The following is a 15,919-nucleotide window of genomic DNA, read 5'->3' on the forward strand; positions in this document are numbered from 1 at the left end:
GCAAGCCCCGCGCGGCGCTTGAGCGAAGGCGACATCCGCCATCCGAAGGGATCACCCGGATGTCGTATGAGACGTTCGGTCCGGAGGGTGGCGGGTAGAGGGTTGCATCTGGAACAATGGCACAACGCGTCACCTTCTCCACGGCGACCGGCCGCGAGCTCAGCGAAGCCAGGTTCACGGCCTACCATGACCTTTACGCTCCCGTTGCGGATGTCAGCCGCCTCGGTGACGACTTCTCGGTTGCAGTCGAGGCGCATCGGCTCGGCGAGATCCTGGCCTTCGATCGCAAGCTGAAGAGTGTCAGCCATGCGCGCAGTCCGAAGCGCGTGGCCCGCAACGGCTTCGATCACTTCACCGTACAGCTGGCGCTCCGGGGCTCGTTCTGGGTCACGACCGTGCATGGCGAGCGGGAGGTCGAACCCGGAGCGCTGGCGCTCATCGACATGACGCAGTGGATGCGCACGGATGCGCCCGACGCCGAGATCATAACGCTGAGCGTGCCGCGCGAGCACTTCGACGCGACGGGCGAAGCCAGGCGCCTCCACGGCGCAGTGCTGCCGCCCGGCCGGGCAGTCCTGCTCAAGGATTTCATCCTATCCTGTCTTCGCAACGAGGCGTTGCTTGGGCCCGCGGACTCGCCCCGCATCGAACGCGTTGCGATCGATCTTCTCGGGCTCGCGCTCTCCGATCGATCGTCCATCGAACAAGCTCAGCCGGAAACCTCGGCCGACATCGTTTGCCGATCTCGAGCCAAGGCCTTCATCGACGCCCATCTCGGCGTCACGCCGGACGAGGTCGCGCGTGCGGTCGGCCGATCGCGGTCAAGCCTCTATCGCGCTTTCGAGCCGGTCGGCGGCATCGCGGAGTTCATTCAAACGCGGCGACTCGCCAGGCTCCGGCGCGTGCTGGGGCGCGTCGATGACACGCGCAAGATCTCCGAGATGATCTATGATTGCGGATTTTCCAACAATAGCCACGGCACACGCCTCTTCAAGGCAGCATTCGGCATAACACCCGGAGACTATCGATCGGCGCGCCTCGATGGACTGGCTGTGAATTTGGACAGAGGAGACGCATCCACGATCTTCGCCGACTGGTGGGCGTCGCTGAGGTAACGTACTCGCTCGACTTGGCGGCAGCGAGAAAGCCGTCCAGCCTCGGTGAGCGGCAGACCAGATGGCGTGCCGCAGGCGTCCACGACGAGGTGCCGCATCGTGTCCGGATCAAACCCGGTCCGTCGGGTTCGGCCCAACCTCCGAGACTGGGTCGGTGTATGGTCCCGGGATGTGGTGTGACGGGTCGAGCCTGAAGCGTTCGGGTTCTTTCGTCCAGGCCTGAAGGCCATGCTCGTATGGGGTGAGGCCGCGAAGCGTCTTCAGCCGACGAGCGTGGTTGGAGGCGTCCACGAACAGCTGGAGATGGGCCCGGAGCTGCTCGTGGGTCTCGTAATGGTAGCGCTTGACTGTCGCGTCCTTGATGGTGCGGTTCGTCCGCTCGACTTGACCGTTGGTCCACGGATGGCTGGGCTTGGTCAGGCGATGCTCGATGTCGTGCTCGTGGCAAGCACGACATCGAGCATGTGCCGGCTGTAGAGGGGGCCGGATGTATCGTGGTCGGGCTAACGCCGTAGCGCTTGGTGGCCGCTCTCACGCTCTCTTGACGTAGCTGTATTGCGCGACGAACTGCCTCCGTCGTGCGGGCGCTGCCGTGGAGAGTTTGGCCCGTAGCGCATCCCTCGCAGCAGGGTGGTCAAACGTACCACCACACCATGGGATCAAATAGCTAGCGGCCACGCCGATCCGGAGGAGGCTTGTAGGCTTCTGGCGGCAGGTCGCGCGACAGGCTCTCGCCTGTCGCGCGACCGGAGGCGGGATTCGGCATCAGCGCACGACTCGGCGGGTCGGCTGAACGATGCTCATCCGTGATGAAGCGTTGCGCCCGACCCGATGCCGACGGCTCGGAGGGCGCGATCTCGGGGGGCTCCGACGGGGCGATGTAGCGGCGGCCCGAGACGTCGGGATTGGCCGTTGTCGGCGGCGTGTTGGGCGGGGCCGGTTGCGCGGGCGGCGGCGGCGCGGATGGCGGCAGGGGCGCCGGCTTCTGCTGCGCGGCCGGCTTCGGCTCTGCCTCGGTCGGAGCGGGACGCTTCGCTGCGCGCATGGGGGGAGAGGGCGTCCGCCGGACCACCGGGCGGTTGGGGCGCTGAATCACCACCGCGTCGGGCAGGCTGATGGTCAGGCGCTCGACCGCCGCAATGAGATCATCGAGGCTCGCCAGGGCCGTTCGGCACAGCCGGATCCGCAGGGACATCGCGCGACGACCGGGGGTGGGCTGGACCAGCGGGCCGAACGCACCCGGGCCGTCCGCCGAGCGCTGACCGGCGCTCGGCCGCTCGAACCATTGCCATGCGTAGAGGCAATCCGCGCCGACCGCCATGCCGACCGGACCGTACGCGTTTCGCCGCGGAGCGAGAACGACGCGCAGAATCTGGCCGGGGAAGCGGACCGCGATCTCACCCTCGATCCCGAACTGGCTCGGCTTGGCGAGCCGTGGAGGGAAGGCGAGCAGGAGATCGCCGGTCTCGTTGCGCAACGCGATCTCGGCGTGGTTGCGACCGTCGCCGCCTTCGAACCGGATGCGCTGGTCGAAGCCGTCGCGCAGGCGCGTCTCCACCACGCCGCCGACCGGCCCCGCTCCGGGAAGACGCAGGACCGGCACGGGCTGGGCCATCGCTTGGGTGGCGGCCAGGGAGGCGACCAGGAATCCAAGGGCGCCGATCAGGGTATCGGCGCGCAGGCCGGGCCCTACATCCCGGATCACGGCGCGCCCTTCTCGCTGGAGCCACCGGAGAGGCGCCCCGGAACGGAGAAGCGGTCGCTCTCCGGCGCAGTGCCGCGCCCGCGCTCGGCTTGCTGATCCTGCCAAAGCGTTCCCTGGGGGGGCGAGCCGAGGCTCTCGGGCTTGTCGAGCCCATTGTAGCCCGGGAGCAAGGCGTAGCCGTACCGCTCGTAGGGCATCGCACCGGCGCCCGGCACGCGCCGCGCCACGAGGGGCGGACGCGCGGTCGCGGCATCGCGCGCGTAGGCTCCGCCGGCGGCAGCCTCCGCGAGCGCCCGCTGGACCGACGCCGGCGGATACCGCAGGGGATTGTCGAGGGGCACGGCCAGGGGGAACTCGTTGCGCTGCACGGATGGCGGCTTCACCTCGGCCTTCGCGCCGATGCTGGTCGCGTCCGGCCGTGGCACGCGGCCATAGGCGGGGGCCTCGGGCTTCGGCTCGGGCCGGGCCGCCGCGGTGGCGGCCGCGCGAGCCGGTGCGGCCTGCTGCGCGCAGGGCAGCGGAGGGCCACCGGGATCCTCGCGGAACAGAAGGTCGACGACCTTGGGGAACAATCCGTCGTAGCGGTTGATCACCTCGAGATAGGGGCGCTGCCGCTTCAGCCGCTGCAGGGTGAGCGCGTAGCCGAACACCGTGGTTTCGCTCGGCATCCAGGCGACCGCGCGCTGGAACCATTCGAGCGCGGTATCGAACTGGCAGGAATTGTAGGCGTACCACGCCAGACCCTGGGCACCCTCGCCGGACGTGCTCGCGATCACGACCATGGCGTAGCGCTCGATCCGGGCCGGCTCGATGAAGGGCGGCGTCGCGAGCGTCAGCTTGCGCTCAAGGATGTCGATGAAGAGAAGCTCGTTGCCCACGAAGCGGTCCCGCCAGGCATAGGCGACCTCTTCGGCCTCGCGCAGCATGTTGAGTTCACGCAGGGTGTGGGCGAGGCCGTGTGCGACCATCGCGTCGCCGCCACGGGCGATCGCCAGCTTGAACCACTCCAGAGCCTCGCGGAACTGGCGGCGCTTGTAGGCGTACCAGCCGAGCAGGCCCGTCTGGCTCGGGTCACCGATCTTGCGGGCATAGGCCTGGAAGGCCGTGAGATCCGCCAGCGTCGGCGTTTCGGCCGGCTCGTCGTGGAGAAAGGCGGCGATGCGGGCGCGGGTGATGTCGAGTCGGATCGCCTCGAATTCCGAGCCCCCCTGGGGCTCCTTGCGGCCCATGGCGATGAGGCGCTCGGCCTGATCCATCTTGAGATGGGCCATCGCCTTCTGGATCGTCGCGAGCCGTGCGCCGGAATCGCTGCTGCCGTCGAGGACGGACTTGTAGAGGGCGAAGGCGTCCTCGGACGCTCCAGCGGCCGCGAGGGCGTCCGCGATCGACCAGATGCTCTCCACATCCGCCGGATCGAGGGCGCTCGGATCGGCACGGTAGAGGGCGACGACCTCCTCCGGGCTCTTAGCCGCGGAGGTCCTGACGCTGCTGCGGAACTCTGCCCGACGCAGCTTGCGCGCAAGCTCCTCGGAAGGCTGCCAAGAGGGCTCGAGCGAGCGCCGCGCCGCGATCGCAGCGCGCAGGTCCTGGAAGCGGCCGGCCGTGAAGAGGTCCCACAGGGGCGCCTCCTCGGGCGGGCTCGGCTGCAGGCTGTCGAGGTCGGCCGGCTCGGTCCAGCCCGGATAGAGCCGCTTCAGGCGCGCGATCTCGGCCTTCATCCGGGCGGTCTGCTTCTGGGAGGCGTAGTAGCGCAGCGCGCTCTCGTCGACCATGCCGGGCGTGCCCGCGGTCTCCGGATCGACCACGATCGCCGGAGCGCGGGCTCCGTCCCCGTAGACGATGCGCGGCGCCGGTTCCGGTGCCGACAGCGTGCCCTGGGCAGCAGCAGGCGCGACCGCGAGCAGCAGGGCGGCGACGGCCGCGGGACGGCGAGAGCGCGCCCTCACGACTTGAGGCATGACGGGTAACGCATTCGGGCGGCCGCGAGCGCGAGCAGATGAAGGGTTGCCGGATAGTAGTTCTGATCGCCCTGGACCGTCTTCAGGCCGCTCGGGAAAGGTGTGTTGTCGACCGCGCAGGCGACCAGCGCCGGAATGGCCGTGTAGCCGGGCTCGGTCAGCCACTCCACCGGCCGCCCGTCCCGCGTGTCGACGATGGGAAGCCGCTCGCGGTCGATCCCGCTCCAGAGCGTCTGGAATGCGGCGTAATCCTCCGGCCGTCCGACGCCGGCCCAGGCCAGGTAGAGCGGGATGCGGATCGCGTTGTAGGAGAACAGGGCCGGGAAGCCGTCGGCCGGCCGCAGCTCCTCCTTGGCCGAGATCCATTCGGTGGGCAGGCTGCTCGGTCCGAACCGGGACGCGCGCAGGAAGGCCAGTCCGCTCCGGACGAGGGCCGGCCAGTCGTATTCGGGCGCGACGATGCTCAGGCGCTGGAAGGCCGGAAAGATCCAATAGGACAGGTTGATGAGCGGCCCGTCCGGGCGGGTGGGGGGGGCGAAGCCGGAGACGGCGGGCAGCAGGAGCGCCCCGCGCGGATCCTTGAACAGGATGGACTTGCGCCCGAACTCGACGGCGATCCGCCGCGAGGCGGTCCTGTAGGCGGCCTCGCCCCAGGCCTCGGCCGCCTCGAGGAGCGCCCAGGCGACGAGGATGTCGCCGTCGGTGGCGTTGTTCATGTCGGCGACCGCCGGGCGCTGATCGGGCGACCAGCGCCAGGCCAGGAGCTCGTCCGAGCGCACCATGAGGTTCGCCCGGGTCCAGCCCCAGATCCGCTCGAAGGTCGGCCGGTCCCCGGCCGCGACCGCCAGGAGCATGCCGTAGCCCTGGCCCTCGCTGTGGCTGATCATGCCGTTGGCCGTATCGATCACGCGGCCCTGCTCGGTGACGAAGCGGGCGCGGTAGGTCCGCCAGGCCTCGTCGTCGCCGAGGGCGCCCGCGAGCAGGGGGCCGGATGCGGGACGCGCCGGCGCCTCGGCGCGGGGCGGACCGGGCAGAGCGGTGGCGGGCGGCACGGGGCTGCTCTCCTGTCCCGCCGCCGCGGCGCAGGACAGCGCGAGCGCCGCAGCGACGGCCGCGGCCCGGCTTCCGGACCGGTTCGGGCGCGTCATGGGTTCCTCCGGCCGAGATGGCGCACGAGGCCGGTGGTGGCGAGGCCGAGGCAGACGGCCATGGCCAGCGTCATGCCCACATAGGCCGCCGGGTTGAGCGAGAGCCAGGCGGCCGAGACCAGACGCAGGTTCGGCAGGCTCCGCGCCCGCGTCTCGATCAGCCCGACGCGCTCCGGCTGCACGAGGCTGAGGCTGCCGTCCGAGGCGTCGAGGAAGGCGGCCCGCCCGGTGAGCCGGGTCCAGACCACCGGATCGACGAGACAGGACACCGAGGCCTTCAGCATGGAGGGATTGGGCGCGGTGACGAGGATCGTGCTGTCGGTGAGGCGGGCGCCGCCACGCTCCGCCAGGATGAGGGAGGCCCGCGGATCCGGGCGCATGGCGGAGGCTGGGGCCTGCATCCGGCCCGCCAGGGCGTCGGCCGCCTCGCGGGTCCCCCGCGCGAGGGTCTGCCAGGCCTCCGACAGGATCTGCGTGATGGAATTGGCGCCGCGCAGCGACTCGTCCCAGCGGGCGACGAGTTCCTGGTCGCTGGCCGGCGGCGCGGGCGCCGTGCGGGGTGGGGGCTGCGGCGCGGGCGTCGACTGCGGAGTCGGCACCGGCGCGGCGGCGACGCGGACCGGCACGGCCGCGGGCGGCAGGGCGCAGCGCATCGGCAGGTTGCGGCGAAGCCGGTCGAGGGTCAGCACGCCCTCGGCCCCGAACGGTCCGGGCGTGGCCACGGTCTCGGCGCGCCCCTCCCAGATCCGGCGGATCTCGTCCGGATCGAGCCCGACCGCCTCGAGGACGGCGGGGTCGAGGGCGCGCGCGGGCGCCACCACGAGATTCGCGCCGCCGCCCCCGGTGCGCAGGTCGGAGACCACCTCGAAGTCGATGACGCGGTCGGCCGCCATGGCGAGCCGGGCCGCGAGGGTCGCGGCGGCATCCGCCGAATCCCGGTCGGGCGTCGGCAGGACGAGGCGCGGACGCGGGCCCGGCGCCACGAACGGCACGGCCCCCGCCTTCACGGCGGCGAGGTCGGGGCTGCGCACGGCCCGGGCGAGCGCCGGGATCTCGAGACGGGTGCGGTCGAGGAACAGGAAGCGGGCCTGCCGGGCGGCCGGGGAGAGCGTGTCGCAGGCGCGGTCCGCGCCGGTCGGAAGCTGTGCGCTGATCTCCACCCGGTTCAGGCCCGGCCGCCACAGGCTCAGGGGCAGGGGGATCGCCGTGTCCTCGAAGACCTCGCCGCGGGAATAGGGCAGCGGCACGCTCGCGGCGTTGCGCCCGTTGATGTCCACGACGATCTGCGCGCTCGGATCGAGGCCGGCCGCGTAGCCACCCGCGAGGTGCAGCATCACCTTGCCGTAATCGGCGGGGACGAAATCGGCCGGGAAGCGCAGCTCGAACCCGATGCGCAGGAGGCGCCCGCTGAACTCGCGGCTGGCGATGCCGAGGGCTTGCAGGCCGAGGCTCTCGCCGCCGAAGACCTCGTAGCCGCGGGTCAGGGGTGCGAGCACCGCCCCGGCCGGGGTGCCGGCGGAGGGGCCGGCGCTGTCCCGGGCCGCGGCGAGCTGCGCGATCGCCCGGTCGACATCGTCGCCGCCGGCTCCGGTGACGACGAGGGTCGGCGCCCGGTTCGCCCGCGCCGGCAGCAGGGCGAGCCGGGGACCGCCGATCGGCCCGACCTCGTCGGCGCCGTCCTGCCCGCGGATCTCGGCCGCCGTCCCGACCAGGAGGTTGACGCCGATGCGGCCGGTGAGCGGAGGCCCGAAGGTCACGGCCGGCCGCGCGAGGCGACCCACGAGGGCGACCGCCTGCACGGCGCCGATCATCCGCCCCAGCCGCTCGAGGCTCGGCTTCTCGCCGAGCAGGACGCCGACCGGCAGCGCCCCGCTCTCGTCCGGTTCCAGGGCCGCCAGGGAGCGCACGTCGAGATCGGCCGCCGGGGCCACGACGAGGCCCGAGCGCGAGGGGTCGATCTGCGTCCAGAGCTCGTAGGTGGCCTCGGTCGAGCAATCGACCCGGTGGCGCTGGCTCGCCGTGAACGTCACCGCGTTGTAGCCGCCCCGCAGCACGCCCTCGGGGATCGTGAACTCGACCACCTTCACGGCGCCGGGCGCCTGGATCCGCGTCCAGCCGACCTTCGTGCCGTTGACGAGCCCGGTGAGCTCCGAGAATTCCGGCGCCACCGAGATGGCGGAGAGGTAGGAGACGCGCAGGCGCGCCGCCCCGCGGGCCTGCGCGTCCGTCAGGTAGACGGGGAAGCGCAGCACGTCCTCCTCGCCGGACAGGCGGTAGCCGCGGGTGCCGGCCGGCAGGCGCCGGGCCGCCGGGATCGTCGCCTGGACGGGCGCGCGCCGGGCCGCCTCCGCGCCCCCCTCGGCCGGCGCGGGCTTTGCTGGTCCCGCGGGGCCGGCCGGTCCCACGGAGCTGGCCGACCCCGCAGTGTTGGCCGGTCCCGCGGGCTGGGCGGGCACCCGCAGGGCATCGCCGGACGGCGGCACCGTGAGCCGCTCGGCCGGCCCCGAGCCGAGGAAGCTCTGCGCCGCGGCGCCGAGGTTGGCCGGGCCGGTCCAGCCCAGGGCGAGGCCGGCCGCGAGGGCGAGGGGGCGCAGGCGGCACCGGAGCAGGGAAGCGCGGGCTCGGATCATCGGGCCGCCGTCATGCCTGGCCCGTGCGCGGGCCGGTCCGTCCGGACAGAGCGCGCTCGTTCTCGTAGTCGAGCATCTGGCGCACCCAGTCGCCCGTGGGCTGGGAGCCGACTTGGCTGGCTGCCTGGCCGGCTGCCTGGCCTGCGACGTGACCCGGGACTTGGCCTGCGACGTGGCCCGGGACTTGGCCTGCGCCTTGGCCCGCGATCTGGCCTGCGCCTTGGCCCGCGAACTGGCCCTCCGTCGCGGCCGGCACCACGGCCCGCTCCGCATGGCCGAGGGGCGATGCCGGCCTCAGGTCGGGCAGGGGCGCCCCGGCCGGCGCCTGCTCGGGGGCGTCGTAGATCGGGGATTGCGCCGTGAGGGCCGCGAGCGCGGCGGGCCGGGCGTCCCCGGCGAAGGCGTAGCGCAGGGCCCGCAGGGGCTCGACCAGCCCCCACCAGACGAACTGGAGGGTGCCCGTGAGGATGTCCTTGTGGCGGCGGCGGCGCAGCTGGAAGCGCCGCATCGCCTCGGCGTCGCCGTACATCAGGCCGGCGAGCGCCACGTAGTCCTGGCTGCGCAGCGCGTCGAAGGCGAGCCGGCAGACCGCCTCGTCGCCGCTGCGGCTGACCGTCTCCAGGGTCACCGCGAGCGCCCCGCCCGGGCGCGCCCCGGCGACCGGCGTCACGCTCAGCGATCCCGCCGACCGGCGATGGCCCGCACCGGCCGGCAGGAGCGCCGCCGGCATGCGGATCGTGCAGGCCTCCGCCGAGACCCGCTCGATCGCCACGTCCACCACCCGGTCGCTGAGGGTCAGGCGGCCCTGGCGGCGGACCGGCAGCGAGGGCGTCCGCTCGGCCTGGCGCCGCTCGGCGCAGACCCCGAGGGCGGCCCCCGCCGTCAGGAGGTTGAAGAAGTTCCACAGCCCGACGACCAGCATCAGGTTGGTCACGCCCGGCTCGAACAGGTAGCGCCATGCCGCCACGCCGCAGCCCACCAGCAGCAGGGCATAGACGGCGAAGAACGGGAACGCCGCCGAGGACAGGTGGTCGTGGTCGAGCGACACGCCCTTGTCGGTCACGTTGAAGGTCGGCTTGCGCGGCGACAGGACCACGGAGCCGATCGCCTTCACCAGGTACAGGCCCTGGACATACTCGTAGAGCTCCGAGACGAAGGGCCAGCGGAACTTGCCGTAGACGTAGTTCTGCATCATCAGGTTGATGACGATGTAGGTCGCCGTGTAGGCGATCGATTCATCGACGCTGGCGACGAAGATCTTCAAATCGAAGAAGATGTGCAGCAGCGGCGCGAACATGAAGATCAGCCGCGGCACCGGAAAGAACCAGAACGTCATGCTCGACAGGTAGGCGACCTTCTGGATCGGCTTGAGGCCCTTCTGAAAAGCGGGATTCTTGAGCAGCAGGATCTGGAACATGCCCTGGCACCAGCGCGAGCGCTGGCCGATGAAGGCCGACAGGGTCTCCGGCTGCAGGCCGGCGATGAGCGGCTTGTCGACGTAGGCGCTGGTCCAGCCGCGGGAATGCAGCTCGAAGGCGGTCTCGCAATCCTCGGTGATGGTCATGCCGGAGAAGCCGCCCGCCTCGTCGAGGGCCGAGCGGCGCAGCAGGGCCGCCGAGCCGCAGAAGAACGAGCCGTTCCACTTGTCGAGGCCGGCCTGCGTCACCGCGTAGAACATCTCGTTCTCGGAGGGCATGCGCTCGAAGGTGCGCAGGTTCCGCTCGATCGGGTCCGGGTTGAGGAAGGCGTGCGGCGTCTGCACGAGGAAGAGCTTCGGGTCCTCCGCGAAATATCCGATGGTCTCGCTGAGGAAGGACCGGAACGGGACGTGGTCGGCATCGAGCACCACCACGATCTCGCCCGTGGCGAAGGCGAGGCCGTTGTTCAGGTTGCCCGCCTTGGCGTGCGCGTTGCGGGCCCGGGTGAGGTAGCGGGCGCCGAGATTCTCGCAGAGCCCCTGCAGCTCGGCCCGGCGGGCCCGCGCCGCCGCGGCCTTCTCGGGGTCGGGATCGGCGCATTTCTGGTCGGTGCCGCCGTCGTCGAGGAGCCAGACCGTGAGCTTGTCGGGCGGGTAGTTCATCTGCCGCGCCGCAGCCAGGGTCATCGCCAGGATCGAGGCGCCCTCGTTGTAGCTCGGCACGAACACGTCGACGCTCGGCAGCGCGGCCGCCGCCGCGGCGGGGGGCGGCCGGCGCCGGAGCGGCTCGGCGTTGATGATCAGGCTCACGAACAGGATGAAGACGCAGTAGAGCTCGCCGCAGAGCAGGAGCAGGCCGAAACCGAAGCTGACGGGATCGCCCGGCGAGGGCAGCGTGTCGGTGAGGCGCCACAGGATGTAGCGGAGCACCACGAGGCTCCCCAGGGCCAGGAACACGAAGCGCGTGCGCGGCCCGTCGAGGAAGACCCAGAGAAGCACCATCGCCGCCATGGCGGCGAGGCTCATCGCGAGCTGGTTCTGGGTGCCGACGGGCTGGCTCAGGAGGACGAGGCCGGCGGCCGTCGTCCCCATCCATGCCAGCCACCGCACCGCACCGATCACGCCTGCCTCTCCCGAACCGCCGTCAGGCCCACCATCGGCTTACGACAATTCCCTGATGAGGGCATGCTGACAATGCGCTGCATCTCGAACAGTGTGGATCCTGCGCAACGCCCTCCCTCGTCAACCGAAGCAACGTCGCGACGCTCCTCAGATCGGGCGGCGGTGATCGATCATGCGTAACAGCGGGTTAACTTCGATGCACCCGGGGCGATCACGTGCACGCGCACGCGTTGCCTTCCCAGATTCATGCCCCGGCTCACGAAATTCGCATGGAATGCAATCGCGGCCTGGATCGCGCCGCCCGGCAGGGCTCCGGCCTGCGGAGCCTGCCTGAGCGGCTCGGCCGACCAAACCACCTCATCCTGCGGCGCTCGGCGACGGCCGAGCCTCGACGGAGGCCTCCAGGCATCTCGGAGCCTTCTGGAGGCCTCCTTCGAGGCCTCCGCTTCGCTGCGGCACCTCAGGATGAGGTCGCGGAGGGGATCAGCGGCGTGAACGCCTGCGCGATCCCCTCAAACAGGCTCTCAGGATGAGGGGGAGGTGGATGGGATGAACCGAGTCTCCGCAGGACGATCAGTCGATCGATCCCGCTCGCACGGGCTCTCAGAAGTTGGCGCGGGCCTCGATGCTCGAATAGTAGCCCGAGCCCTGGACCCGGTCCTGCACGTAGCCCACCGCGAGCGACATCTGCACGGGCCCGAACGTCAGGCCGGAGAGATGGCCGCCGACCCGGTACTGCCGGAAGAAGTCGTCGCCGAGGAACAGCGCCTCAGGGCCGATATAGACCCCGTCCGCGACCATGTAGCCGACGCGGAAGCGCGAGTAGTAGGCGTTGAACTTGGTCGAGTACGAGCCGTAGGCCGAGACCATCGTGCGGTCGGTCGGGTTCGCGTAGAAGTTCGCCGCGACCTTGAAGCCGATCCCGGTCCCGACCACCGGGTTGCCCGGATCGAGGATCGAGAGCTGGTTGCTGCGGACGTTGAAGCCGATGTAGCCGGCGAGCGCAGCCTCCCGCCAGACCCACTCGTAGCCGGTGAGGACGGAGCCCTCCTGCTGGTAGCCGGTCACGCGCGAGGCGACCGCCTGGCCCGGATAGGAGTAGGTCCCGGCGACGCCCTCGACGCGCACCCGCGGGCCGCTCTGCGTGGGCGTGCCCGCGAGCGGGGCGGTGACCGTGACGGAGCCGAAGGCGGAGCTGTTCGAGGTGACGCTGGTCGAGCCGTCCACCGCCACCGCCCAGCTGTCGTCGACCGCCTGCTGCTGGGCGCCGGTGTACCAGTCGACCGCGCCGCCGGCCCGTGCGGGCGGGTCGGCCGCGCGGACCTCACTCGCCGCCACCAGCGTCCACGCGGCGAGAACAGCAACGCTGAAAGTCAGGCCGTGTCGTTGCTGGCTGCGTGAAAGCAAGGCCGCTCACTCCCGGTGCTCTCGGGCACTCACGCACCGATTTATCGACAGTGAAGGTTAACGGAAGGCTGCCCGGATCGACGAAAAGCGAGGGCCCCATCTTTGCGAGACCTGTGGGAGGCCACGCGCCGGCCTGTGCTCAGCGCGGGTTCGGCCGGGTCAGGCCGCCTGCTTCCGGGGCGCCGCCGCGCCGAGCACGGCGACGAGGTCGGTCTGCCGGAAGGGCTTGTCGAGCTGGAGGAACTGCCGCGCCGCGGCCGGGAGCTGGCCGTGCGGGCTCGCCAGGATCACGCGGATCGCGGGATAGCGCTCCACCACCGTCGCGGCGAGCTGCAGGCCGGTCATCACCGGCATCGACTGGTCGGCGATCATCGCCTCGAAGGCCGCATCCGCGTGGAGCAGGTCGAGGGCGTGCTGCCCGGAGGCGGCCTGGACCACGATGTGGCCGAGATCGGCCAGCGCCTCGGCGAGGCTCGCGCGGACGAGGCCGTCGCTCTCGACCAGCAGGATGCGCAGCCCCGACGGCGCCGTCTCCGGCTCCGCGGCGGGCGCCCCGGCCTTCAGCCAGATCTCGGCCAGGAACGCGTCCGCGCCGGTCCCGTCCGATTCGACGCGCCAGCCCGCGCCGGCCTCGGCGAGGAGCCCGGCCACCGTCTCGAGCGCGCGCCCGGGGCCTGCGCGCATCACGGCGCCGGGCGGACGGCGCCCGCTCGCGACGAGCAGGCGCAGGTAGGAGCCGGCCGGCAGGCCGAAGCTCGTCGGCGCCTCGGCCTCGTGGGCGGCGGCGCCGATCGCGAAGCCGTGGAGCCCCTGGTCGCGGATGTGGAAGGCGAGGTTCAGCAGCGCGACCTCGAGGACGCGCTCCGTGCAGAGCGCGGGCGGCAGCCCGTCCGGGATGCGGTTCACCACCGGCATCTCGCGCAGGATGTTCGCCTGCAGGAAGGCGAGGGCCGAGCCCGCGGTCTCGGCGACGTCGCAGGCGGCCGGCCCGTCGCCGTCCCCGCGCACGAGGTTGAGCACCCGCCGGGTCAGCGCGGCCCCGCGCCGGGCGCCGGCGAGCGCCGCGTCCACGAGCCGGGCCTGGTCGGGGTCGAGGGTCCGGCGCCGGAGCACGCCGAGATTGGCGAGCACGACCGTGAGGACGTCGTTGAAATCGTGCACGATGCCGTCGGTGACCTGGCGCAGGACCAGGTTGCGGCGCCGCTCGTTCAGTCCCTCGGCCGTCTCGGACACCGCGCCCTCCGCGATCTCCCGGCTCAGGGCGTGGACCCGGCCGGTGCCGGCCGCGTCGCCGCGGAAGCGCACCAGGATGCGGCGGCCGGCCTCCGGCCCGTCCGCGCGGGTGCGCAGCACGACGTCGTGCGGCCCGTCGGAGCCGCGGGCCGCCTCCAGGGCGAGATCGAAGAGCGGGCGGTCGGCCGGATCGAAGCGCGCCGCCAGGTTGCGCAGGTCGGTGACGCGGTCGGCCGCGAGGGGCAGGCCGCCGCGATCCGGATCCGAGCGGGCGGCCTGGCGCGTCTCCGGGTCGATCTCCCAGCAGGTCCAGCCCGACATGGCCTCGAAGGTCTGCAGCCGGCCCTGGATCCGATCGAGCCCGGTGCCGGCCTGCGCGAGGCGCAGGTCCGCGCTCCGCGCCCGCCCGGCCAGCGAGCCGGCGAGCGCCGCGATCTCGCGCACCCGGGACGCCGCCTCGGGGCCGGCCTCGCCCGGCTCGCCCGCCAGACGCTGCAGCGGCTGCGCGGCCCGGCCGCCGAGGGCGTAGCCGAGACCGGCGGCCGCGAGCACCGCGACGAGGCCGAGGCCGAGGAGCGGCATCGGCGGGATCCAGCGCCCGGCCCCGGCCGGCTCCGCCATCGGCGGCATCGAGGCCGTGACCAGCCAGCCCGGGCTCGCGAACTCGCCGTGGCCGCGCATCGGCACGGAGGCCGCGAGGCGGCCGGCCTCCTGGCCGGCTGCCGCCCCCCCGGCGAGGATCCGCCCGTCCGCCCCCGTGACCGTGAAGCCCGGCACCTCGGCGAGATCGAGGCTGCGGCCCGCCCGCGCGGCGAGGTCGGAGAAGAAGGCGTGGCTGAGGCGCAGCTGAAGCCAGGCGGAGCGCCCGGGCTGGCCGAGCGGCAGGACGATTTCCACGGGCGTGGCCGAGGCCGCGTCGCCGGCCGCGAGAAAGGCCTGGGCGTCGCGTGCCCGCGCGAGCCAGGGCTGCCGCGGCACGCTGGTCCCCAGTCGGGTGCTGTCGCTGGAGGCCCGCACGGTGCCGGCCGGGCTGATCAGGGAGACGTCGTGGTAGCGGGGGGAGTGCCGCAGCCAATCCTCCAGGAGGGCCGAGCGCTCGGGATCGGACAGGCCGGACTCGTCGGCGCGCAGCAGGAGCGCGGCGTTGCGCGCATCCGCCACGCTCACGCGCAGGTCGGCATCGGCCGATTCCGCGAAGGCGCGCGCCGCCGCGAGCAGCACCCGGCGCTGGCCCTCCGCGTCGGGGCTGCCGGCGGTGACGGTCGCGGCCATCCAGGCAAGCAGGAGCGCCGCCGCCGCGATGGCCGCGAGCTGCACCGCGTTCAGGGCCCTGAGCGAGATGCGCGCGGATTCCAGCATGGGGGGCTCCGCCGGCACCGCTCGCCGACCGCAGGATACCGGGAGCGGGATCCTAGGTATCAGACCAGGGCCGGAAGCGCTTAAGAGCGGGTTAACGCGGCATCCGCCGGCCTGCGCCAGCACGCCGAGGTGCCGGGCTTGGCGGGCGGAACAGACGGCATCGCCGAGGTCCCGAGGGTCGCGAACGACGGAACGCGTCGACGCCGGTGTCGCGTCGCGAGGAGGTCGACGTTAGAGCGCTCTCCGCCGAAGTGGATGCCGGTTCGGCGCAAGAGAGCGCGTCAAAACAAAGGCTTGGAGCCGTGCCCCGTCGCAACGCGATCGGGCGCGGCTCTAGCGATGCGCTGCCAAGCGCCGACGCACTTTTCCGATGAAGCGCTCTCGCGCATCCGCCGTGCAGGCGTCCATGTTCGTCAGGGCCAACCATTCCAGGCGGCAGCGCGGCGCGCACAAGGTCCGGATGCCACGTCGGAACAGGCGCCAGTCCGGCCAGCCGACAAGCCAGAGCAGCCAGCGAGGCGAGCCATAGGTGGTGACGACGGTGATGCTGCGGATGTTCGTGAGCAGAGGCTGCAACACCTTCGGGCCAGCGAGCCGGAACGCGATGCCAGGCAGCCAGATCCGATCGATCCAGCCCTTCAGCATGGCGGGCATACCGAACCACCAGGTCGGGTAGACAAAGACCAGGGCTTCCGCGGCTTGAAGTGCGGCGATGTGAGCGGCTGTGGTCGTGTCCCTTGGCGTGGTGTAGCTCGTTGAGAGCCATCGCGATCACCGGCTTGGGCCGGGAGGATCAGGCTGCCAGGGTGGGCAGGCTGACGAGGG

8 protein-coding genes and 2 pseudogenes are annotated in these 15,919 nt (G+C 72.0%); 1 reads left to right on the plus strand and 9 read right to left on the minus strand.

Annotated elements, in window-relative coordinates; translation table 11 throughout:
• The first annotated feature begins 116 nt into the window (after window positions 1–116).
• A complete protein-coding gene (locus MTDSW087_RS12010) occupies window positions 117–1,115 on the plus strand; it encodes a helix-turn-helix domain-containing protein (protein ID WP_144764103.1) in 999 nt (332 codons plus the stop codon).
• Window positions 1,116–1,223: 108 nt separating this feature from the next.
• Here MTDSW087_RS12010 and MTDSW087_RS12015 read toward each other — a convergent pair.
• The 9 genes and pseudogenes from MTDSW087_RS12015 to MTDSW087_RS12055 all read right to left on the minus strand — a co-directional run.
• Window positions 1,224–1,568 (minus strand): annotated as a pseudogene (locus MTDSW087_RS12015) (integrase core domain-containing protein); the annotation flags it as partial.
• 214 nt (window positions 1,569–1,782) lie between these two features.
• Window positions 1,783–2,730: a cellulose biosynthesis protein BcsN gene (gene bcsN / locus MTDSW087_RS12020; RefSeq protein WP_186383818.1), complete on the minus strand. Its 948-nt coding sequence runs from the start codon at window positions 2,728–2,730 to the stop codon at window positions 1,783–1,785.
• 86 nt (window positions 2,731–2,816) lie between these two features.
• Entirely contained in the window at window positions 2,817–4,778 is a 1,962-nt protein-coding gene (locus MTDSW087_RS12025) for a hypothetical protein (RefSeq protein WP_144764105.1), read from the minus strand.
• On the minus strand, window positions 4,763–5,926 hold the full coding sequence (locus MTDSW087_RS12030; protein WP_144764107.1) for a family 8 glycosyl hydrolase: 1,164 nt from the start codon (window positions 5,924–5,926) through the stop codon (window positions 4,763–4,765). Before MTDSW087_RS12030 ends, MTDSW087_RS12025 begins: the two co-directional genes overlap by 16 nt.
• The gene (locus tag MTDSW087_RS12035; protein ID WP_144764109.1) at window positions 5,923–8,556 is read right to left on the minus strand and encodes a cellulose biosynthesis cyclic di-GMP-binding regulatory protein BcsB; all 2,634 of its coding nucleotides are present in this window, start codon (window positions 8,554–8,556) and stop codon (window positions 5,923–5,925) included. Before MTDSW087_RS12035 ends, MTDSW087_RS12030 begins: the two co-directional genes overlap by 4 nt.
• Before the next feature lie 10 nt (window positions 8,557–8,566).
• A complete protein-coding gene (bcsA, locus tag MTDSW087_RS12040) occupies window positions 8,567–11,065 on the minus strand; it encodes a UDP-forming cellulose synthase catalytic subunit (RefSeq protein WP_238179489.1) in 2,499 nt (832 codons plus the stop codon).
• A 633-nt stretch (window positions 11,066–11,698) separates the two neighbouring features.
• Window positions 11,699–12,472, minus strand: coding sequence for a cellulose biosynthesis protein BcsS (gene bcsS, locus MTDSW087_RS12045; protein ID WP_373322029.1), 774 nt, complete (start codon window positions 12,470–12,472; stop codon window positions 11,699–11,701).
• A 189-nt stretch (window positions 12,473–12,661) separates the two neighbouring features.
• Window positions 12,662–15,094 carry a response regulator gene (locus MTDSW087_RS12050; RefSeq protein ID WP_144764115.1) on the minus strand — a complete coding sequence of 811 codons (2,433 nt, stop codon included), beginning with the start codon at window positions 15,092–15,094 and terminating at the stop codon, window positions 12,662–12,664.
• A 333-nt stretch (window positions 15,095–15,427) separates the two neighbouring features.
• Window positions 15,428–15,826: pseudogene (locus tag MTDSW087_RS12055) on the minus strand (NAD(P)H-dependent oxidoreductase); the annotation flags it as partial.
• Between the last annotated feature and the right edge of the window lie 93 nt (window positions 15,827–15,919).

Origin of the sequence: Methylobacterium dankookense (genome assembly GCF_902141855.1) — a bacterium.
Classification (GTDB): Bacteria; Pseudomonadota; Alphaproteobacteria; order Rhizobiales; family Beijerinckiaceae; genus Methylobacterium; species Methylobacterium dankookense.